Below are 20,156 nucleotides of genomic sequence, written 5' to 3' on the forward strand. Positions count from 1 at the left end.
GCCTCAGACCTGCAGCAGCAGGAACTCGCGCTCCCAGGGGCTGATCACCTGCATGAAGGTCTCGTGCTCGCCGCGCTTGATGCCGGCATAGGTGCCGACGAAGGACCGGGAGAACACCTCGTGGAAGGCCGTCTCGCACTCGAAGGCGGCGACCGCCTCGAGCAGGCCGCGCGGCAGCGAGATCCCACCATCCTCGTTGACCGTCTGGTCGGTCGGCTGGTCCGGGTCGAGCGCGCCCACCATGCCGAGATAGCCACAGGCGAGCGAAGCCGCGATGGCGAGATAGGGATTGGCGTCGGAAGAGGGCAGGCGGTTCTCCACCCGGCGGCCGGCCGGATCCGAGGTCGGCACACGGAAGGCCGTGGTGCGGTTGTCGTAACCCCACGCCGTGTTGGTCGGCGCACTCATCCCGTAGGTCAGGCGGCGATAGGAGTTCACGTACGGCGCCATCATGATCAGCGCCGCCGGCACGTAGCGCTGCATGCCGCCGATGAAGTGGAAGAACAGCTCCGAGGGGGTGCCGTCCTCGTTGGAGAAGACGTTGCGGCCGGTCCGCGCGTCGTTGACGGACTGGTGGATGTGCATCGCCGAACCCGGCTGGCCCTGGATCGGCTTCGCCATGAAGGTCGCGTAGATGTCCTGGCCAAGCGCCGCCTCGCGGATGGTGCGCTTGAACATGAACACCTGGTCGGCGAGCTCCAGCGGGTCGCCGTGGCGCAGGTTGATCTCGAGCTGGGCGGCGCCCTCCTCGTGGATCAGCGTGTCGATCTCCAGCCCCTGCCGGTCTGAGAAGTCGTAGATGTCGTCGATGAGCTCGTCGAACTCGTTGACGCCGCCGATCGAATAGGACTGGCCGCTCTGGATCTGCCGGCCGGAGCGCCCGATCGGCGGCACCAGCGGATAATCGGGATCGACGTTCTTGGAGACGAGGTAGAACTCGATCTCGGGCGCGACGACCGGCTTCCAGCCGCGGTTCTCGTAAAGCGCCATGACGCGCTTCAGGACGTTGCGCGGCGTGTAGCCGACGGCGGCGCCCGACTGGTCGACGAGGTCGCAGATCACCTGCGCCGTCGGATCGTTCTCCCACGGCACCAGCGCCAGCGTCGAGAGGTCCGGCACCAGCTTCAGGTCGCCGTCATTCGGTGAATAGCGGAACTCGCCGCTCTCTTCGGGATACTCGCCGGAGATCGTGTGCATGAACAGCGCCGAGGGCAGCGCCAACGACGTCTCGCCGACGAACTTCTTCGCCGGCATCATCTTGCCGCGCGCAACGCCTGCCAGGTCCGGCGTGATGCATTCGAGATCCTCGATATCCCGGGCGGCCAGCCACTCGGTCGCTTCCTGCATCGAGCGCACGCCGCGCTTGGACTCCAGGAAGGCGCGGGTCTCGTCCGGCGACAGCTTCAGATGGCCGATGTCGCGTTTCACCGGCATCGGCGCGCCCTTGATCGGGCTTGCCTCATTGCCGCTGCCTTTCGGGCGCGGGGCGCGGCGGTCGAGCCGCGCGGGAACCGGGGAACGGGGCGGTTTCGTCCTTGTCGTGTCGGGCATGCAGTCCTTCGCGGGCCATTCGGCGCAGGCGCGAGCATAGCCGGCCACGCAAGGCGAGGGAAGGCGGAACGGGCCGCGATGATGCGCGGCCCGTTGTTTCCCCCGTCCTGGCGTGGTGAGACGATCGTCGCCTCAGGTGCCGGTCTTGACCACCACCGGAATCAGCAGGTCGCCCCAGTTGCCGTCGCCGCCGTGATGGCGGGCCGAGCGCACCAGTTCGACCGAAACGCCAGACTCGACCGCCTTCATCACCGACTGGTTGAGCCGGTGCAGGTCGTTGGCGAGCATGCGGATCGCCGCCTGTTGCGCCTCGTCCATCGCCGAGGACTGCTCCTCGGCACGTTCCTTCACCCGGGTACGCGGGCGGTCTTCGCTATGGCTGATCGTAGCACTCATCGTTTCTCTCCCAATTGTCCTTGCCGAATGATCCCGGGCGGCGACCCGCTACCCGGGATGTCGAGCCTATTCCGCCGCTTCGCTCATCGACGCGCCGGCCTTGAACTGCGCGCTCTCGGTGGATTCGCCCATCGCGGTCGTCGAGGACCGACCGCCGGTGATCGCCATCGACACGGCATCGAAATAGCCGGTGCCGACCTCGCGCTGGTGCTTGGTAGCGGTGTAGCCGTCGGCCTCGGAGGCGAACTCGGCCTCCTGCAGTTCCGAATAGGCGGCCATCTGCCGGTCCTTGTAGCCGCGCGCCAGCTCGAACATGCCGTGGTTCAGCTGATGGAAGCCGGCGAGCGTGATGAACTGGAACTTGTAGCCCATGGCGCCGAGCTCCTTCTGGAACTTGGCGATCGTCGCGTCGTCGAGGTTCTTCTTCCAGTTGAAGGACGGCGAGCAGTTATAGGCAAGAAGCTGGTTCGGGTGCTCCTTGCGCACCGCCTCGGCAAAGCGCCTCGCTTGGTCGAGATCCGGCTTGGAGGTCTCGCACCAGATCAGGTCCGAATAGGGGGCGCAGGCGATCGCCCGGGCGATGCAGGGCTCGAGTCCGTTCTTCACCCGGTAGAAGCCCTCGGGCGTGCGGCCCGCGTCGTAGTCGACGAAGGGCTGGTCGCGCTCGTCGATGTCGGATGTGATCAGCTTCGCCGCCTCCGCGTCGGTGCGGCAGATCACCAGCGACGGCACGCCCATTACGTCCGCCGCAAGCCGCGCCGCCGTCAGGTTGCGGATATGCGCCTGGGTGGGGATCAGCACCTTGCCGCCGAGATGGCCGCATTTCTTCTCCGATGCCAGCTGGTCCTCGAAATGGACGCCCGCGGCGCCCGCCTCGATGAACGCCTTCATGATCTCGAAGGCGTTGAGCGGGCCGCCGAAGCCGGCCTCGGCATCGGCGACGATCGGCGCGAACCACGTGTCGACCGACATCGAGCCCTCGGCGTGCTCGATCTGGTCGGCGCGCTGCAGCGTGCGGTTGATGCGCCGGCAGAGCTCGGGCGCTGCATTGGCCGGGTAGAGCGACTGGTCGGGATACATCGACGAGGCGGTATTGGAGTCGGCGGCGACCTGCCAGCCGGAGAGGTAGATCGCCTTGAGGCCCGCCCGGACCTGCTGCATCGCCTGGTTACCGGTCATCGCGCCGAGCGAATTGACGAAGTCCTCCGAATGGATCAGCTGCCAGAGCCGGTTCGCCCCATTCTCGGCCAGCGTGTAGCGGATCTGCATGGAGCCGCGCAGCCGCTGCACGTCCTCGACCCCGTAGTCGCGGGTAACGTTGTCGAAGCGGCCTTCTGGGGCCGAGGGAACCAGGTTGTAAAAATCAGTCATGACGGGCGATCCTCCGTATCGATCAGCGACGCCGTTACAATGTGCGACAGCGTTCGAAGCAGAAGATGTCAGCTGCCGGCTGCGCGTCCCAGCCGTATCCGCCCTTCAGAGCGGGGAAATCGGGTCGTCTTGTCGAAGCTCATACAAGCGGCGCTTGTAAGCTTGTCACAGCTGTCATAGAATTTGATCGCGGGGCTGCGGTCTGACGCACTGCTGCCGTGGCCTGTGGCGGCGCCGCCACAACACTTCGAATTTTCGCTAAATCACCATCCCGCAACACAAATTGGCCGCTCCATCAGATGATTCGAAACTTCCTTCTGCGAACGTCCACCCAGTGTTCGGTGAACGAGCGAACGGATGATGGAGCGAACGATGCGTGCCGTGCGTACCGTGTTGAGTCTGCTGGGGCTGATCCGCGACGAGTCGCGGCGGCCGTACCGTCCGGAGCGCTATTACATGCGCGGTCCCGGGCCTGCCTGCCTGCGCCGGATGCAGAGCGGCGGACCGCTGGCCCACTAGGAGCGACGACGCTTCGGCGGGGCGTCTTGCGCAGGGTCGCCTGCGCGCAATGCCGCCGGAACGGCCGGCGCTGATGGCCGAGAACAAGATCTTCGCCGGCCCGCGCATCCGCCGCATCCGCAACGGCCTCGGCCTGACGCAGACGGCGATGGCCGAGGCACTCGGTATCTCGCCGTCCTATCTCAATCTCATCGAGCGCAACCAGCGCCCGCTGACCGTGCAGCTGATCCTCAAGCTGTCGCGCACCTACACGGTCGATTTCAGCGATCTGCAGGGTGGCGAGAAGCAGAGTTCGCTCCCCGAGTTGCGCGGGGTTTTCTCCGACCCGTTGCTGTCGGGGGAACTGCCGGGCGAGCAGGAACTGCTGGAAGTGGCGGATGCCGCGCCCAACGCCGCGGCCGGGATCGTCAAGCTCTACCGCGCCTATCGGGAGCAGCAGGCCCGGCTGACGGACTTGTCGGTGCTGCTCGCCCGCGAAGGACGCGAGACCCGGCTCGCGGGAACAAGGCTGCCGATCGACGAGGTCCACGAGACCTTCGAGACCCGGCCCAACCATTTCCCGGCGATCGAGACGGCGGCGGAGCATTTTCACCAGGCGCTGGCCCCCGGCGACGATCTGATGGCCGCGCTGAAGGCGTGGCTGCGCAGCGAGCACGACGTCTCGGTTCGGGTGCTGCCGGTGCAGACCATGCCGAACTGGCGCCGGCGCTTCGATCGCCATTCCCGCCGGCTGTTCCTGTCGGAGCGGCTGGCACCGGCCGACCGCCTCCGCGAGACCGCGATGGAGGCCTGCCTCCTCGCCTTCGGCGACGTGATCGCGGCCGAGAACGAGACCTTCGGCTTCTCCAGCGACGAGGCGCGCCGGCTCGGCCGCTTCGAGCTGCTGCGTTATGCGGCGCACGCCTTGATGATGCCCTACGCGGCGTTTCAGTCCGCTGCCCAGCGCGCCGCTTACGACGTCGACGTGCTGCGCGGCCGCTTCCAGGTCTCGTTCGAGCAGGCAGCCAACCGCCTCACCATGCTGCAGCGTCAGGCCGCGCCCGGCCTGCCGTTCTTCCTGCTCGAGGTCGACAATGCCGGCAACCGCTTCCGCCGCGCCGGCGCCCGCGGCTTTCCGGTCCAGCGCTTCGGGGGCGACTGCCCGAAGCTGCCGATCCATGCCGCCTTCGCGCAGCCGGGGCAGATCCTCGTCGAGGCGGCGCAGATGCCGGATGGGGCGGAATTCCTGCTGGTCGCGAGGACCCTGGAAGGTCTGCAGGCGGGATTCGAGGAGCGGCCGCGGCGCACGGCCATTCTTCTAGGCTGCGACATCGGGTTCAAGGACGAGACCGTGTACGGCCGCCATCTGGGTGCCAAGCCGGTTCCGACGGCAATCGGCCCGGCCTGTCGGCTCTGCGAGCGTCAGGGGTGCCTGGCGCGGGCCGAACCGCCGCTGACCCGCCCCCTCGGTCTCGATGAAATGGTCACCGGTCTGTCAGCGTTTGACTTCCAGTAAGCGCAGAGCCACATCCGGCCTGCCACCGGCGAGTGTCGCAAATTCGTCATGAAACCGTCGGACGGCAGATTGGCTGGCTCTCACCAGCAGTCGCAAGGCATCTGACCTGAGTGAAGTGAAGTCATGGACAAGCCTGTCAGCCAGCAGAAACTGAAGACCGAAGGCCTCGAGGACACGCTGACCCGCGAGGGGTTCGTCGCCCGGTCGGTACAGCGCCTCGTCGACGGCGCGGAAAAGCTCAACCTCCGCCACTCCGCCGTCGGCAACCCGCCGGTTTTCCCGACCGATGCCTTTCCCTGGGCCCGCGAGGTCGAAGCCGAATGGCGGCTGATCCGTGAGGAGCTCGACAAGGTACTGGTGCGCAAGGGCGAGCTGCCGGCGTTCCACGAGATTTCATCGGAGGTGCGTTCGATCTCCTCGGATCAGAACTGGAAGACCTTCTTCCTCTGCGGCTATGGCATCAAATCGGAGGAGGCGATCCGCCAGTGTCCCGAGACCTGGCGGATTCTGCAGAAGATCCCGGGCCTCAAATCGGCGATGTTCTCGATCTTCGAACCGGGCAAGCACCTGCCGCCGCATCGCGGACCCTATAACGGCGTGCTGCGCTTCCACCTCGGGCTGATCGTCCCCGACCAGCCCGACAAGGTCGGCATTCGCGTCGACGACCAGACCTGCCACTGGGAGGAAGGCAAGGCGCTGATCTTCGACGACGCTTACGAGCACGAGGCCTGGAACCACTCGAACGAGGTTCGGGTCGTGCTTTTCGTCGATTTCGAGAAGCCTTTGACCTTTCCCGCCAGCCTGACCAACAAGGCGGTGCTGAACCTGGCGGTCTTCACCCCCTTCATCCGCGAGGGCTACAAAGCCCATAAAGCCTGGGAAAAGCTGTTTTACGGTGAGGGCACCAAGCACCGCTAGGCGAGAGGAGCGCCGGTCGATGACGATGCGCATGGACAGTCTGCAGTGGCGGTCGATGACCAGCGCCGATCTGCCAGGCGTCGCCGCGCTCGCGGACCGGATCCACCCGTCGCTGCCTGAGGACGTCGCGGTCTTCGCCGACCGGCTCCACCTTTTCCCGCAAGGCTGCCTGGTGCTCGACGATGGGGAGGGCGGCTGTCTCGGCTACGCCGTCGGGCATCCCTGGACCCAGGGCCCGCCGCCCAAGCTCGACATCGGGCTCGGCTCGCTGCCGCAACCGGCCGACTGCTTCTATCTCCACGACGTCGTCGTCGCTCCCGAGGCCCGCGGCCACGGCCTGGCGGAGCCGGCGGTCGAGCGCCTGCTGGAACTGGCGGCGGGTTATCGCTGTGCGGCGCTGGTTTCCGTTTACGGCACCGCGCCGTTCTGGTCGCGTTTCGGCTTTGTCGAGTCGGCCGGGCGGCTCCCGCCGGGGGCTCTGGCCTCCTATGGAGCGGACGCGCGCTACATGATGCGAATGGCGCCGGTCTGAGCACGCCCCCTCGTTAGGCAAACGTCATCAATCGGGACTGGAAATACCGGTGCCGATGCCCTTATGGTCGCTGCCACCACATGCTGGTGTTGCGGGCGGCCACCCTGGCGGCCCGGACCGGTCACCGCAAACAGGGGGCTTCGTCGATGAAGCAGTATATATTCGGGGCAGCGATTGCGGCCATTGCCATGACGCTGGCGCCCGCCAGCGCCCAGGAACGCGTCGTCAACGTCTATAACTGGTCGGATTACATCGACGAATCGATCCTCGCCGACTTCACCAAGGAAACCGGCATCCGCGTCGTCTACGACGTGTTCGACTCCAACGAGATCGTCGAGACCAAGCTGCTGGCCGGCGGCACCGGCTACGACATCGTGGTGCCGACCGGTACGTTCCTCGCCCGCCAGATCCAGGCCGGCGTGTTCCAGCCGCTCGACAAGTCGAAGCTCACCAACTGGGACAATCTCGACCCGCAGGTGATGGAGCGCCTGGCCCGCTACGACCCGGAAAACCAGCACGCGATCAACTACATGTGGGGCACGACCGGGCTCGGGCTGAATGTCGCCATGGTCAGGGAACGTCTCGGCGAGGATGCGCAGCTCGACACGTTCGATCTGCTGTTCGACTCCGAGACCGCGACCAAGCTCGCCGATTGCGGCATCTACGTGCTCAACACGCCCGAGGAAGTGGTGCCGGCAGCACTGAACTATCTCGGTCTCGATCCGAATTCGAACGAGCGGGAAGATCTCGACAAGGCGCAGGAACTGCTGCTCTCGATCCGCCCCTATGTCCGCAAGTTCCACTCTTCCGAATATATCGAGGCGCTCGCCAACGGCGACATCTGCATGGCGCTCGGCTGGTCGGGCGACATCCTCCAGGCGCGCGATCGCGCGGCCGAGGCCGCGCAGGGCGTCGAGATCCAGTACGTGATCCCCGAGGAAGGCGCCGTGACCTGGCTCGACAACATGGCGATCCCCGCAGACGCGCCGAATGTGGAAGAGGCACACGAGTTCCTCAACTACATCATGCGGCCCGAGGTGATCGCCAAGGCGACCAATTACGTGAACTACGCCAACGGCAATGCCGCCTCGAAGGAATTCGTCAACAAGGACATTCTGGAGGATCCGAGCGTCTATCCGCCGGAGGAGACGGTCGGCCGGCTCTATGCGATCGACCCGAAGGACCCGGCTGCACAGCGCCTGCAGACCCGGCTCTGGACCCGCGTCGTCACCGGCCAGTGACAGGCTCGAGCGAAAGCCGGGGCGGCAACGCCCCGGTTTCCGGCATCCTCTTGCGGAGGCATCCCCCACGATGAAGGCGCAGTCGCTTGGCAGCATCCGCAAGAGCTTTGCGCCCTGGGCCGATCCCACTCAACAGCCCTATATCGAGTTCGAGGGAGTCACCAAGGACTTCGGCAACTTCACCGCGGTCGACGACCTGACGCTGTCGATCTACCGGCGGGAGTTCTTCGCGCTGCTCGGCGCGTCCGGTTGCGGCAAGTCCACGCTACTGCGGATGCTCGCGGGCTTCGAAACGCCGACGAAAGGTCGCATTGTCCTCGACGGCGAGGACCTGACCGGCACGCCGCCCTATCGGCGGCCGGTGAACATGATGTTCCAGAGCTATGCGCTGTTCCCGCACATGAGCGTCGAGAACAACATCGCCTTCGGCCTGAAGCAGGAGGGCATGGGCAGGGGCGAACGCGCCGATCGCATCGCCGAGGTGCTGAAGCTGGTCAAGCTGGAGCCCTATGCCGCCCGCAAGCCGCACCAGCTCTCCGGCGGCCAGCGCCAGCGCGTGGCGCTGGCGCGCTCGCTCGCCAAGCGGCCGAAGGTGCTGCTGCTCGACGAGCCGCTGGGCGCGCTGGACAAGAAGCTGCGCGAGGAGACGCAGTTCGAGCTGACCGACCTGCAATACGAGCTCGGCATGACCTTCATCGTCGTCACCCACGACCAGGAGGAGGCGATGACCATGGCCGACCGCATCGCCATCATGGAAAAGGGCCAGATCGTCCAGCTGGCCACGCCGCCGGAAGTCTACGAGGCGCCGGCCTCGCGCTTCGTGGCCGACTTCGTCGGCAGCGTGAACCTCTTCGAAGGCAAGGTGGTGCGCAAGGATGCCTCCCGGATCGTGCTGGAGGCGCCGGGCGGCGGCGAAATCGTGGTGGATTCCACGGCTCCCGCCGAAATCGGCGAGACCGCCTGGTACGCGGTGCGGCCGGAGAAGCTGCGGATCTCGGCAGAGCCGATCGAGGGCGCCAACGTCCTCGCCGGCGAAGTCTGGGAGATCGCCTACTTCGGCGACATGACGTCGTTCCACATCCGGCTCGACAACGGCCAGATCGTGCGCGTCTCGATGATCAACCGGCACCGTTTCAGCCCGCTGCAGCTGACCTGGCACGAACGCGCCTATGTCGCCTTCGATGCCGACGCCGGCCTGCTCCTCAACCGATAGAAGCGAGGATCGCGGGCGATGGCAGCAGCAAGAACGAGCCTCTTCAAGCGCGTCGTCATCGCCGTGCCCTATCTCTGGCTCGCCGCGCTGTTCCTCGTGCCGTTCCTCATCGTCTTCAAGATTTCGGTGTCGAACATCGCGACGGCGATCCCGCCCTATACGCCGACATTCGGCGATCCCACGACCTGGGTGGAGTCCCTCGGCGAGCTCACCTTCGACAATTATCGCTGGATCGTCGACGACGCTCTCTACATCAACGCCTACGTCTCCAGCCTGATAATCGCCGGCATCTCGACGTTCCTGGCGCTGCTGATCGGCTATCCGCTGGCCTACGGCATGGCGCGTGCGCCGATCGGCCTGAGGCCGCTGCTGGTGATGCTGGTCATCCTGCCGTTCTGGACGAGCTTCCTGATCCGCGTCTACGCCTGGATCGGCATCCTCAAGCCCGAGGGGCTGCTGAACCAGTTCCTGCTTTTTCTCGGCGTCATCGACACGCCGCTGATCATCACCAACACCCACACGGCGATCTACATCGGCATCGTCTATTCCTACCTGCCCTTCATGGTGCTGCCGATCTACGCCAGCCTGGAAAAGATGGACGACACGCTGCTGGAAGCCGCCGCCGATCTCGGCTCGACGCCGGCGCGGGCGTTCTGGCGGATCACCTTCCCGCTGTCGCTGCCCGGCGTCCTCGCCGGCTGCTTCCTGGTCTTCATTCCGGCGGTCGGCGAATTCGTCATCCCCGACCTGCTCGGCGGCTCGCAGACGCTGATGATCGGCAAGACGCTCTGGCTGGAGTTCTTCAACAACCGCGACTGGCCGGTCTCTTCCGCCGTCGCCATCGTTCTGCTGCTGCTGCTGGTCGTGCCGATCATGATCTTCCAGAGGGTCCAGGCCCGGCAGGAGAATGCCGCGTGACCCGCCGCTGGTCCGGATTCAACGTCGCCTCGGTCGTCGTCGGCTTCGCCTTCCTCTACCTGCCGATCGTGCTGCTGATCATCTACTCGTTCAACGAGTCGCGGCTGGTGACGGTCTGGACGGGCTTTTCGACCCGCTGGTACGTTCAGCTGTTCAACAACCAAGGCCTGATGGACGCGGCCTGGGTGACGATCCGCGTCGGGCTCCTGTCGGCGACCGTGGCCACGGTCCTCGGCACGCTCGCGGCGCTGGCGCTGACCCGCTATACCAGTTTCCGCGGCCGCATGCTGTTCACCGGCATGGTCTTCGCGCCGCTGGTGATGCCGGAGGTGATCACCGGCCTGTCGCTGCTGCTTCTGTTCGTCGCCATCGACTTCGATCGCGGCTTCTGGACCGTGACGCTAGCGCACATCACCTTCTCGATGTGCTTCGTCGCCGTTGTCGTGCAGTCGCGCCTGGTTTCGATCGATCGCTCGCTGGAAGAGGCCGCGATGGATCTCGGCGCGACGCCGTCGCGCACCTTCCTGTCGATCACCCTGCCGATGATCTGGCCGGCGGTCTTTGCCGGCTGGATGCTCGCCTTCACCCTGTCGCTGGACGACCTGGTGATCGCCAGCTTCACCTCCGGGCCGGGAGCGACGACCCTGCCGATGAAGATCTACAGCCAGGTGCGGCTGGGTGTGACGCCGGAGATCAACGCCGTCTGTACGATCCTCATCGCCATCGTGACGCTGGGGGTCATCCTCGCGGCGCTCGCCAACAAGCGGAGCGCCTTCGTCAGGCAGCGCGACGAGCGCCTGGCCGCGGCAGGCAACTGACGTCCTGGCGCTGCTGTCCGTCAGTCCCGGCAGTCGCAGGAGCGCTCGTGAGCGGCTTCGATGGCCGCGAAGGTGCGCTCCATCGCTGCGAGCATCGGGTCCTCTCCCGACGCCGGACGGTGGGCCAGATAGTCCAGCACCTCTATAGCCGAAAGCGCCGCGACCAGGGCGCGGCGGGTCTGTGCATCGCTTGCCGGGCCCGTCGCTGCTGCAATGGTGGGCTGCAGGGCGGCGAGTCGCGTCAGTACCGGGCGCGGCTGCGCGGATTCCGCCTCCTCCCCAGCGTCGCCCATGTCCTCCTCGGCCTGGCCGGCCACGAGTTCCCGCTGCTGCGCAAGTTCTAACAGCCCGTCGATGGCGGCAAGACGGTCGGCGTCGGTGTCGAGCGGTATGGGAGCGGTCATGGCCAGTGGCGGCAGGTCGGGGTCGATCCGCGGGCCCTGGATGTCCTTCTCGGACGAATGGGTCTGCATCGGATCGATCGCCGGATCGCGCTCCAGGCCACGCGCCGGTCGGAAATCGACGATCGAGAGAAGCAGGTTGCGCAGAGGCGGCGCGTAACGGGGCAGGGGCGCAGGACGCGCGGCCGCGTGAGCCGCCCGGATCGCCTGGCGTGTGGCGGCCATCTGCGCCGCCACCAGCGCCCCGCCGTCCGTCGCCCCGCCGCCGACGCGGGCGATCTGGGCCCGCAGCACGGCGAGGTACTCGCCGACGCCGCCGCAGAGGAACGGTGTCTTCTCCTGCGAAAGATAGTCGCCGAGTTCGGTGGTCACACGGTCCGCCAGCCAGCGGCTGTCTGCGCTCGCCTGCCAGGATGGACGGCCACGACCGCGGGCAAGGCCGCTGGCCTCCTTCAACGCCGTCATCTCCTCCCGGCTTCTCGGCCTGCTCGGCGGCGGGAACACGAAGGCGCCCGGCATGGCTCCGTCGCCCTTGAAGGCGACGGTCCGCGCGGCTTTCAGGGCGGCATATTCGTCGTCTCCGATGGATGAGAGTGCGGCGTGGTAGCGCTCGGGGCAGGACGCATCAGCGGCCGCGGCGGGGGCGAGCGGGGCCAGAAGCGCCGACAGGGCGGCTACGGCGAGCACGCGGGCGGATATCGTCATGCGCAAGCATCCGTGGATGGCCGGACGGGATGTCGCCGAGGACCATCGACGGGGACAGCCAATGCTCTATCGCGACGTCACGTCCGGGTTGGGCCAATGGCCTGCCATGGTGAAGGCGACTGGTTTCGATGTGGTGAACTCCCCGTTGACCGATGCGGTCATCGGAGAGGCAGTGTCGAACGTCCCGCGGATCCGCATCTCGTGGGTCAGGGCGGAAACCACCCCCGCTGCCTGCACGGTCCCGGTGCCGCTGGCGAGCAGGAACTCCCGCAGATGCACCCGCGGCCCGAACGAGGCGAGGCGGGCCTCGAGCCGGGTGAAGGGCACGGTCGCGCCGGATGTCCCCTCGAGCAGGGCACGCGCCCCCGGGCGGCGGAAAACGTCGGGGTCGAAGCCGGTGAGGATGCCGTTCTGCGTCCTGACCTTGGCGTCGAACTGGACGTTGCGCATGATCGAGCCCCAGTCGGTCACCGGCGTCGTCATGTCTGCAGAAATATCGGACCGTCCGCTTAAGCCCACGAGGTCGATCTCGAGTGCCGCGAACAGGGCCGTGGTATCCACCCCTGCCAGGGCGAAATGGCCGATCGCCTGCGGCGGTGTCTGATCGGCTTCGAAGACGACGTTCGCCTGGCCACGGCCGCCCAGCAGCATCGCGTCGCCGATGTCGATCGTCGCTTTTCCGTCGGCCACCAGCAGTGCCGCGGCGACGTCTTCGGCCGCCACGTTGCCGAGCGTCGCGCGCTCGGCCGAAACGCGGAGGTCGAGGCCGACCTCCCGGGTGAAACCGACATCGATCTTGCGGGCCAGATCGAAGGGATCGTCGGGCAAGGGCGCAACCGCTCCCACGAGGGGCGAGAGGTCGAGATTCTCGAAGGCGAGCGTGCCGCCCACCGTGGGGGCATCTTCGGCAAAGCGCGCCTCCAGGGCGCCCCGACCGCTGCTGCCAGCGATGCGGACGCTGGCGTTCTGCAGATTCGCCTCGACCCCGGCGAAGACCAGATCGCCTTCCACCGACATCGCGCCGACATCGGGCACCGGCGCGCCGGGTTCGGCGAACCACTCGATGCTGCGGCTGAGAGAAGGGCTGTCCAGCCGGACGCGACCTGTGATGCCAGCGTTCTCGTCCAAGCTGGCATGCCCGTCGAAGTTGGCGGCGAGCGTCGGTGACGACATCTCGAAGTCGATGCTGCTCGAACCCCCGTTCAGCAAGGCCTTCTTCGATCCGACCTTGATGCGCAAATTCGTCGTGTCGCCATTCCAGACGAAGCTTCCGGTTGCATCGAGGCCGTCGCCGACCGCGCTGCGATTGATCAGGATGTTGGCATTGCTAAAGCCGGAAGGTCCCGCCTGCCGACTGTTGCGGAAGACGCCTTGGCGAATATCGACCGTCCGCGCACGTGGCAGTCGGGCCAGCAGACGGCCTGCCACGGCCCGGGGGCCATCTGCCGAAGCGGCCGCCGGTGCTTCGGCAGACTCGGTCGCTTCACTTGTCGCCGAATGAAATTCCGGCCGAATCAGCACCAGCCGTGAGATGCTGGCCCTGCCGAACAGGGCATCGACGGGATCGAGGTCCGCGACCACCCGCTCCACGCGCAGTGATCCACCGCCATCCATGCGCAGGCGGTCGGCGCTGATTCGGGTGTTCGGCAGGAGCGAATAGCTGACCGGACCCTCTATCAGCACGGTCCCGCCCGCCGCCCGTTCGAGCTCCGCCACGAGCATTCGCCGCGCCTCGCCCGATCCGAGCGAAAGCTGCGGCAGGACGACGATGGCGGCGATGACAAGGGCGAGCACGCCCAGTGCCGCGCCCAGGCGCACCCGACGTTTCGCGAACGGATCGGCCGCTCCATCGCGCCTGTCTCGGGGGGAGGACCGCGTCACAGAGTATCCTTTTTCAGCCACGCCTTTTGTAATCGTCCTAAGCTCCAGAAGCAAAGCCTCGAGCTGGGAGCGTCCCTGCGGGGCGGCGCCGTTCCGAACGTTGCCAATGCAGAGGCCATATGGCACCAGCAAGGCGTCGGCAGAGGGAGGATGACGATGGGCGGCAGGCTGCTATGGACACCAGATGCAGCGCGTATCGCGCGCCATCCGATGACCGTCTTCGCCACCACCGCCGCCGAGCGGCACGGCGTGAGCCTGCCTGACTATCCCTCGCTGCATGCATGGTCCGTCGACCGCCGCGCCGACTTCTGGTCTGCGGTCTGGGATTACTGCAACGTCCTCGGCGAGCGCGGCGAGGCAGCCCTTATGCCCGGCGCGACCATGCGCGACGACCGCTTCTTCCCTGATGCGCGGCTCAACTTTGCCGAGAACCTCCTCGCCCATGCCGGACAAGGTTCGCCTGATCGGGACGCGATCGTCTTTCGCGGCGAAGATGCGGTGCACCAGCGACTTTCCTGGCGCGACCTGACCGATCTCGTCTCCCGCTTCGCGCAGGCCTTTCGCGCCGAAGGCATTGTGGCCGGTGACCGCATTGCCGCAATGATGCCGAACCTGCCGGAAACCGTCGCCGCGATGCTCGCTGCGGCCTCGATCGGGGCAGTGTGGTCATCCTGCTCGCCGGATTTCGGCGAGCGCGGCGTGCTCGATCGCTTTGGCCAGATCGAGCCGAAGCTGCTGATCTGCTGCGACGGCTATTACTATGCCGGCAAGCGCATCGAGATCGCCGAGAAGCTCGGCCCGATCACCGCCAGCCTGGCGCCGCAACGGACCATTGTCGTGCCGTATCTCGGCACTGCCGAGGCTGTCGCAGCGACGGTGGCCAACGGCATCACCATGGCGGACTTCCTTGCGCCGTTCGCCGCGGCGCCCATCGAATACGAGCGTCTGCCGTTTTCGCACCCGCTCTACATCCTGTTCTCCTCCGGCACGACCGGCGTGCCGAAATGCATCGTGCATTCGGCCGGCGGAACGCTGCTCCAGCATCTGAAGGAGCATCGGCTGCATTGCGGCTTCGGGCCGGATGCGCGCGTCTTCTACTTCACCACCTGCGGCTGGATGATGTGGAACTGGCTGGTCTCGGCTCTCGCGACGGGGGCTACGCTGTTGCTCTATGACGGCTCGCCCTTCCATCCGCGCCCGTCGGTGATCTTCGACTACATGGCGGAGGAGCGGGCCAGCTTCCTCGGCACCAGCGCCAAGTTCATCGACGCGGCGCGCAAGCAGGGGCTCCTGCCGCTCCAGACCCACGACCTCTCGGCGCTCGAGATGCTGGGCTCCACCGGCTCGCCGCTGTCGCCGGAAAGCTTCGAATACGTCTACGGGGCGATCAAGCCGGACGTCCACCTCGCGTCGATGTCCGGCGGCACCGACATCGTGTCCTGCTTCGTGCTCGGGGTGCCGTTGCTGCCGGTCCATGTCGGCGAGATCCAGGGTCCCGGCCTCGGCATGGCGGTTGAGGTCTGGGATGAAACCGGAAGGCCCCTGGCTTCCGGCAAGGGCGACCTGGTCTGCACCAAGGCGTTCCCGTCAATGCCGATCGGCTTCTGGAACGATCCTTCCGGCGAGCGCTACAAGAGCGCCTATTTCGACCAGTTTCCCGGCGTCTGGTGCCACGGCGACTTTGCCGAGTGGACCGAGCACGGCGGCATCGTCATCCACGGCCGCTCGGACGCCACGCTGAACCCGCAGGGCGTGCGGATCGGGACGGCCGAAATCTACAATATCGTCGAGCAGATGGAGGAGGTGGTCGAGGCGATCTGCATCGGCCAGCCCTGGGACGACGACGTGCGGGTCGTCCTCTTCGTGCGGCTTTCGAACGGCGCCAACCTGACGGATGAGCTTTCCGGGCGGATCAAGGCGGCGATCCGCCACGGCGCATCGCCGCGCCACGTGCCGGCCAAGATCCTCGAGGTGGCCGACATCCCGCGCACCAAATCCGGCAAGATCGTCGAACTGGCGGTGCGCGAGGTGGTGGAGGGACGGCCCGTCCGCAACAAGGAGGCGCTGGCCAACCCGGACGCGCTGGCGCTGTTCGCCGATCGCCCGGAACTGCGAAGCTGATCCAGATCCGCAATCTTGCCACGAGGCCCGCCGGTCGGTGCCTCCCTGACGAAAAACGCCGGCCCCAAAGGGCCGGCGCAGGTGTAACCGGATTGCTGAAGGGCGATTACTGAGCCTGGGTCTGCAAGCCCTTGGCCTCTTCGACGGCCGTCATGCAAGCATCCTCGTCGCCCTGTGCGAGGGCGGCTTCTGCCCGCTCGATAGCGTCCTGGAAGCCGTTGTCGGAGCCGGCAGCAGCCGTCGCGGTGCCCGCAGCGCCGGTGGTGCCGGCCTGTCCGCCAGCGGCCGTATCAGCGCCGGTCTGGCCAGCGGCAGCGGTTTCGGCGCCGGCCTGCTGCGACTGCGCGTCCTGGCTGGACATCGCGGTTTCGGCGCTGGCGTCGTCCTCCATCGGCATGGTCTGGCCGTCCTTGGCGATCTCACCACTCTGCTGGCCGGCATCGGCCTGCTGAGATGCGCCGGCCGACGCGCTGGTGCCGGTCGGAGATGTCGTCGCACTGTCGGTGGCCGAAGCAGTGCCTGTGGACGGCGTGGTCGCACCACCGGTTGCCGAGGCAGCCCCGGCCCCGCCCGTTGGTGCCGTCGTACCAGTGGCAGCAGTGTCGTCGGTCTGTAGCGGCGCCGTGCTGCCGTCCTTGGAGACCTCGCCCGAGGCATCGACCCCGGCGCCGGTCTCGAAATTCGTGGTCGTGCCTTCGGCCGGTCCGCTATCGGCGGCGCCGCCGATGGACGCGGTAACGTCGCTGTTCTGCAGCTGCGCGATTTCCTCGCGGCAGTCGGCAGAGGCTACAGTGACGGGGAGGGCGAAGAGGGCAACGCCCCCGAGCAAGATCGATAGACGTGTCATTCCCGTGTTTCCTCTTATCGTTGGCTTGGACAGAGGAAACGCCGTGTCAACTTCACGGTTCCGTAATTGCCGCGACAGGATGCTTGCCGACGACCGGAACAAGCCGCTGCCGTTTCATCGATGCCGGAAGGGCGGTCAGCTCTGATCGGACTCGTGGAGGATCGAACGGGTCAGCAGGATCACCGGCAGGATTCCGACCAGAACGATCATCAACGCCGCGACGGCGCCGTCTTCGAACGCGGCGCGCGAAGTCTGCGCGTAGACGAAGGTCGCCAGCGTGTCGAAATTGAACGGCCGCAGCAGGATCGTCGCCGACAATTCCTTGGCGGTGTCGACGAAGACCAGCAGGAACGCCGTCAGCAGCGCCGGGCGCATCAGCGGCAGAAGGATCTGCCGAAGCGTGCGGCCGGGGCTGCGCCCGAGCGTGCGGGCCGCCATGTCGAGATGGGGGGAGAGCTTGGAGAAGCCGCTCTCGATCGCGCCGTGTCCCATCGCCATGAAGCGCACGAAACAGGCATAGACGATGGCGAAGCCGGAGCCCGACAGCAGGAGCCCGGTGGATACGCCGAACCATTCGCGCATGCGCGCATCGACGAAATTGTCGAAGGCGGCGAGCGGGATCAGGATCCCGATGGCCAGCACCGTCCCGGGCACGGCGTAGCCGAGCGCACCGACCCGCACCAGCGCCGAAAGCCGGCGGCTGCGCGTCAGCCTTATGCCGTAGGCCATGAAGAAGCCCGCGGCGACGGTCAGCAATCCCGCCGAGCCGGCGATCATCACGGTGTTGCGGAGCGCACGCCAAAGCTGCGGATCGCCGAGCTGCGACGTCCGGCTGAGGGCGTAGTCGCCGAGCACGTAGAGCGGGATGCCGAAACCGGCGACGATCGGCAGGAGGCAGATCGTTGCCGCCGCCAAACCCTTCCAGCCGGAAAGTGCCTCGCGGCCGGTCTGCGGCCGGTCGCCGCGATGAATGGTGAAGCGCTGCTGGCGCCGTGCCAGGCGCTCGATGACCACCAGCAGCACGATGACCACCAGCATCATCAGGGCGATCTGCGTCGCGCCCTGAAGGTCGCCGCGGTTCAGCCAGGTTGAGTAGACCGCGAAGGTCAGCGTCCGAACGCCGAGAAATTCCACCGCGCCGATGTCGTTGATCGCCTCCATCAGGGCGAGCGCGATGCCGACGGCGATCGCCGGCCGGGCCATGGGCAGCAGAATCTTCAGGAACACGGCGGCGCGCGAGGCGCCGAGGGTCCGCGCCACGTCGCCAGCCTTGCGCCCCTGCATGACGAACACCATCCGTGCCGTCAGGAAGATGTACGGGTAGAGGACCGAGGACAGGACGAACACCGCCCCGCCCAGCGACCGCACGTCCGGGAACCAGTAGTCGCGGCGTGTCTGGAAGCCGAAAAGCTCTCGGATCGCGCCTTGCACCGGCCCGGTGAAATGCAGGAACTCGACGAAGCAATAGGCGGCGATGTAGGTCGGCACCGCCAGCGGCAGGACCAGCGCCCAGGCGAAGGTGCGGCGGAACGGAAACTGGAACGTCGCGACCAGCCACGCCGTCACGACGCCGGTCGTTCCCGCGACGATGGCAATGCCGAGCATCAGCAGCAGCGTGATGCGGCTCGCCTCGGGCAGGATGGTCTGGGCCAGGTGGGCCCAGTTGGTCGAGCGGCCGGTGAGGGCGATCACGACCAGCGCGGCGATCGGCAGGATCACCGTCAAGGAGACCAGCGCCGCCCCGACGAGATAGGAACCGTCCGGCCGCCGCCGGAAGCGGAAGCGTTGCCGGGGGACCGGGGTGAGCAGGGGCGCGGAGACGGACATGCGGTCGCGGCCTAGGCCGGCTTCTGAATGCGGGAGGCCAGGCGGCTGGTGCGGCGAAGCGCCGTCCGGCCGAGCGGTCCATCAGACAAGCGTGCGCCCGGGACCGATGTGGCCCGGGCGCTGATGGTGGCGGTTGGCAAGAGCCGGATCAGCTCTGCGGGCCGCTGTCGTAGCCGACTTCGTCGACGATCTCGGACGCCTTGGTGCGGTGCTTGGCGATTTCGGCCAGCGGCATGTCGTCGACCTTCAGCTCACCGAACGACGTGACCACTTCCGACGCCGCGATGCCGGGCTCGAGCGGATACTCGTAGTTCAGCTCGGCATAGATCCGCTGCGCTTCGTCGCCCGAGAGAAATTCCATCAGCTTCAGCGCGTTTTCCTTGTTCGGCGCGTTCTTGGCGAGCGCGATGCCGGAGATGTTCACGTGCGTCCGGCCGTTGTCGAAGGTCGGCATGACGACCTTGATGGCGTCCGCCCATTCCTTCTGCTCCGGCTCCTTCTCGTTGTTCATCATCAGGCCGACATAATAGGTGTTGCCGATCCCGATATCGCACTCGCCGGCTGCGATCGCCTTGGCCTGGTCGCGGTCGCCACCCTCGGGACGTCCTGCGAGATTGTCGCGCAGCCCCTCGACCCACGTGCGGGCCGCCTCTTCGCCGTGATGGGCGATATAGGCGGCGATCAGCGCGATATTGTACTGGTGCTGCCCGGAGCGCGTGCAAAGACGCCCCTTCCATTTCGGATCGGCGAGTTCCTCGTAGGTGATCGGCTCGTCTCCGACCCGGTCCTTCGACGCGTAGACGACGCGGCCGCGGGCGGTGAGGCCGAACCATTCGTTCTCGGTGTCGCGGAACGCGGCGGGAATGTTCTCTTCCAGCGTCTGGCTCTCGACGGCCTGGACCACGCCGGCCTGCTTGGCGGCATCGAGGCGGCCGATATCGACCGTCATGATCAGGTCGGCAGGCGAGTTGGCGCCCTCGGCGGCGATGCGCTCCTCGAGTCCCTTGTCGATGAAGATCGTCGCCGTGGTCAGCCCGGTCTCTTCGGTGAACGCGTCGAGTACCGGCTGGATCAGGTCCGGCTGGCGCGAGGTATAGATGTTGACGTCCTGGGCCTGCGCGGAAGCGGCGGCGAAGGTCGCTGCGACCAGGGCGGACGTGGCCAGCAGGCGGGCCGGACGGGCGATCGATCTGAAATGCATGAAAAGCTCTCCCTCTGACTGCGAAGGTTTGCCTTCGTCAGCGATTGGCGGATCTCGGCGGATGCTCAACCGGTCCGGTATCGGACGGGAATTCCGCGGCTGGTGCCGGCCAGAAATGGACGTCGCCGACGCCCGTTTCATGCACGAATAGTGCCGAAAGTGCAAGCAACGGCTGCCAGAAATGCCAACAATATCAATGGA

The 20,156-nt window shown here is 66.6% G+C and carries 16 protein-coding genes; 8 read left to right on the forward strand and 8 right to left on the reverse strand.

The genetic code is table 11. The features are described from left to right. Nucleotides 1-3 precede the first annotated feature (3 nt). The 3 genes from GGR03_RS09230 to aceA form a co-directional block, all read right to left on the reverse strand. Nucleotides 4-1,434 carry a glutamine synthetase family protein gene (locus GGR03_RS09230; protein ID WP_183207970.1) on the reverse strand — a complete coding sequence of 477 codons (1,431 nt, stop codon included), beginning with the start codon at nt 1,432-1,434 and terminating at the stop codon, nt 4-6. Between the two features lie 249 nt (nt 1,435-1,683). Further along, on the reverse strand, nt 1,684-1,947 hold the full coding sequence (locus GGR03_RS09235) for an SMc00767 family acetate metabolism repressor (RefSeq protein WP_183207345.1): 264 nt from the start codon (nt 1,945-1,947) through the stop codon (nt 1,684-1,686). A gap of 66 nt (nt 1,948-2,013) precedes the next feature. Further along, nucleotides 2,014-3,318, reverse strand: a complete 1,305-nt coding sequence (gene aceA, locus GGR03_RS09240; RefSeq protein ID WP_183207346.1) for an isocitrate lyase — start codon at nt 3,316-3,318, stop codon at nt 2,014-2,016. Nucleotides 3,319-3,910: 592 nt separating this feature from the next. Between aceA and GGR03_RS09245 the strand changes: the two genes are divergently transcribed. The 7 genes from GGR03_RS09245 (at nt 3,911) to GGR03_RS09275 (ending at nt 10,972) form a co-directional block, all read left to right on the forward strand. Continuing rightward, nucleotides 3,911-5,332: a helix-turn-helix transcriptional regulator gene (locus tag GGR03_RS09245; RefSeq protein ID WP_183207347.1), complete on the forward strand. Its 1,422-nt coding sequence runs from the start codon at nt 3,911-3,913 to the stop codon at nt 5,330-5,332. Nucleotides 5,333-5,455: 123 nt separating this feature from the next. Continuing rightward, complete coding sequence (locus GGR03_RS09250) at nt 5,456-6,250, forward strand: aspartyl/asparaginyl beta-hydroxylase domain-containing protein (protein WP_183207348.1); 795 nt, start codon at nt 5,456-5,458, stop codon at nt 6,248-6,250. 19 nt (nt 6,251-6,269) lie between these two features. After that, on the forward strand, nt 6,270-6,782 hold the full coding sequence (locus GGR03_RS09255) for a GNAT family N-acetyltransferase (RefSeq protein ID WP_246367770.1): 513 nt from the start codon (nt 6,270-6,272) through the stop codon (nt 6,780-6,782). A gap of 146 nt (nt 6,783-6,928) precedes the next feature. Next, nucleotides 6,929-8,023: a polyamine ABC transporter substrate-binding protein gene (locus tag GGR03_RS09260; protein WP_183207349.1), complete on the forward strand. Its 1,095-nt coding sequence runs from the start codon at nt 6,929-6,931 to the stop codon at nt 8,021-8,023. 70 nt (nt 8,024-8,093) lie between these two features. Continuing rightward, nucleotides 8,094-9,236 carry an ABC transporter ATP-binding protein gene (locus GGR03_RS09265; protein WP_183207350.1) on the forward strand — a complete coding sequence of 381 codons (1,143 nt, stop codon included), beginning with the start codon at nt 8,094-8,096 and terminating at the stop codon, nt 9,234-9,236. Between the two features lie 18 nt (nt 9,237-9,254). After that, nucleotides 9,255-10,154, forward strand: coding sequence for an ABC transporter permease subunit (locus GGR03_RS09270; protein WP_183207351.1), 900 nt, complete (start codon nt 9,255-9,257; stop codon nt 10,152-10,154). Next, nucleotides 10,151-10,972 (forward strand): ABC transporter permease subunit, encoded by an 822-nt coding sequence (locus tag GGR03_RS09275; RefSeq protein WP_183207352.1) that lies wholly within the window; start codon nt 10,151-10,153, stop codon nt 10,970-10,972. Before GGR03_RS09270 ends, GGR03_RS09275 begins: the two co-directional genes overlap by 4 nt. 20 nt (nt 10,973-10,992) lie before the next feature. Here GGR03_RS09275 and GGR03_RS09280 read toward each other — a convergent pair whose 3' ends face one another. Together GGR03_RS09280 and GGR03_RS09285 are read right to left on the reverse strand one after the other, a co-directional pair. Next, nucleotides 10,993-12,078, reverse strand: coding sequence for a hypothetical protein (locus tag GGR03_RS09280; RefSeq protein WP_183207353.1), 1,086 nt, complete (start codon nt 12,076-12,078; stop codon nt 10,993-10,995). A 66-nt stretch (nt 12,079-12,144) separates the two neighbouring features. Continuing rightward, nucleotides 12,145-13,896 carry an AsmA family protein gene (locus tag GGR03_RS09285; RefSeq protein ID WP_183207354.1) on the reverse strand — a complete coding sequence of 584 codons (1,752 nt, stop codon included), beginning with the start codon at nt 13,894-13,896 and terminating at the stop codon, nt 12,145-12,147. A gap of 219 nt (nt 13,897-14,115) precedes the next feature. On the opposite strand from GGR03_RS09285, the gene GGR03_RS09290 reads away from it, so the two are divergent. After that, nucleotides 14,116-16,080 (forward strand): acetoacetate--CoA ligase, encoded by a 1,965-nt coding sequence (locus GGR03_RS09290; RefSeq protein ID WP_183207355.1) that lies wholly within the window; start codon nt 14,116-14,118, stop codon nt 16,078-16,080. Between the two features lie 106 nt (nt 16,081-16,186). Here the strand turns inward: GGR03_RS09290 and GGR03_RS09295 are convergent, their stop codons facing one another. The 3 genes from GGR03_RS09295 to GGR03_RS09305 form a co-directional block, all read right to left on the reverse strand. After that, on the reverse strand, nt 16,187-16,927 hold the full coding sequence (locus GGR03_RS09295; protein WP_183207356.1) for a hypothetical protein: 741 nt from the start codon (nt 16,925-16,927) through the stop codon (nt 16,187-16,189). A 135-nt stretch (nt 16,928-17,062) separates the two neighbouring features. Further along, the gene (locus GGR03_RS09300) at nt 17,063-18,754 is read right to left on the reverse strand and encodes an ABC transporter permease (protein ID WP_183207357.1); all 1,692 of its coding nucleotides are present in this window, start codon (nt 18,752-18,754) and stop codon (nt 17,063-17,065) included. 148 nt (nt 18,755-18,902) lie between these two features. After that, nucleotides 18,903-19,955 carry a Fe(3+) ABC transporter substrate-binding protein gene (locus GGR03_RS09305; RefSeq protein ID WP_183207358.1) on the reverse strand — a complete coding sequence of 351 codons (1,053 nt, stop codon included), beginning with the start codon at nt 19,953-19,955 and terminating at the stop codon, nt 18,903-18,905. Nucleotides 19,956-20,156 lie beyond the last annotated feature (201 nt).

Origin of the sequence: Aurantimonas endophytica (genome assembly GCF_014196845.1) — a bacterium.
Classification (GTDB): domain Bacteria; phylum Pseudomonadota; class Alphaproteobacteria; order Rhizobiales; family Rhizobiaceae; genus Aurantimonas; species Aurantimonas endophytica.

Bases quoted from the DNA above. Each gene is read 5' to 3' on its own strand.
- GGR03_RS09230 (WP_183207970.1), bottom strand. From the start codon at position 1,434: ATGCCGGTGAAACGCGACATCGGCCATCTGAAGCTGTCGCCGGACGAG.
- GGR03_RS09235 (WP_183207345.1), bottom strand. From the start codon at position 1,947: ATGAGTGCTACGATCAGCCATAGCGAAGACCGCCCGCGTACCCGGGTG.
- aceA (WP_183207346.1), bottom strand. From the start codon at position 3,318: ATGACTGATTTTTACAACCTGGTTCCCTCGGCCCCAGAAGGCCGCTTC.
- GGR03_RS09245 (WP_183207347.1), top strand. From the start codon at position 3,911: ATGGCCGAGAACAAGATCTTCGCCGGCCCGCGCATCCGCCGCATCCGC.
- GGR03_RS09250 (WP_183207348.1), top strand. From the start codon at position 5,456: ATGGACAAGCCTGTCAGCCAGCAGAAACTGAAGACCGAAGGCCTCGAG.
- GGR03_RS09255 (WP_246367770.1), top strand. From the start codon at position 6,270: ATGACGATGCGCATGGACAGTCTGCAGTGGCGGTCGATGACCAGCGCC.
- GGR03_RS09260 (WP_183207349.1), top strand. From the start codon at position 6,929: ATGAAGCAGTATATATTCGGGGCAGCGATTGCGGCCATTGCCATGACG.
- GGR03_RS09265 (WP_183207350.1), top strand. From the start codon at position 8,094: ATGAAGGCGCAGTCGCTTGGCAGCATCCGCAAGAGCTTTGCGCCCTGG.
- GGR03_RS09270 (WP_183207351.1), top strand. From the start codon at position 9,255: ATGGCAGCAGCAAGAACGAGCCTCTTCAAGCGCGTCGTCATCGCCGTG.
- GGR03_RS09280 (WP_183207353.1), bottom strand. From the start codon at position 12,078: ATGACGATATCCGCCCGCGTGCTCGCCGTAGCCGCCCTGTCGGCGCTT.
- GGR03_RS09290 (WP_183207355.1), top strand. From the start codon at position 14,116: ATGGGCGGCAGGCTGCTATGGACACCAGATGCAGCGCGTATCGCGCGC.
- GGR03_RS09295 (WP_183207356.1), bottom strand. From the start codon at position 16,927: ATGACACGTCTATCGATCTTGCTCGGGGGCGTTGCCCTCTTCGCCCTC.
- GGR03_RS09300 (WP_183207357.1), bottom strand. From the start codon at position 18,754: ATGTCCGTCTCCGCGCCCCTGCTCACCCCGGTCCCCCGGCAACGCTTC.
- GGR03_RS09305 (WP_183207358.1), bottom strand. From the start codon at position 19,955: ATGCATTTCAGATCGATCGCCCGTCCGGCCCGCCTGCTGGCCACGTCC.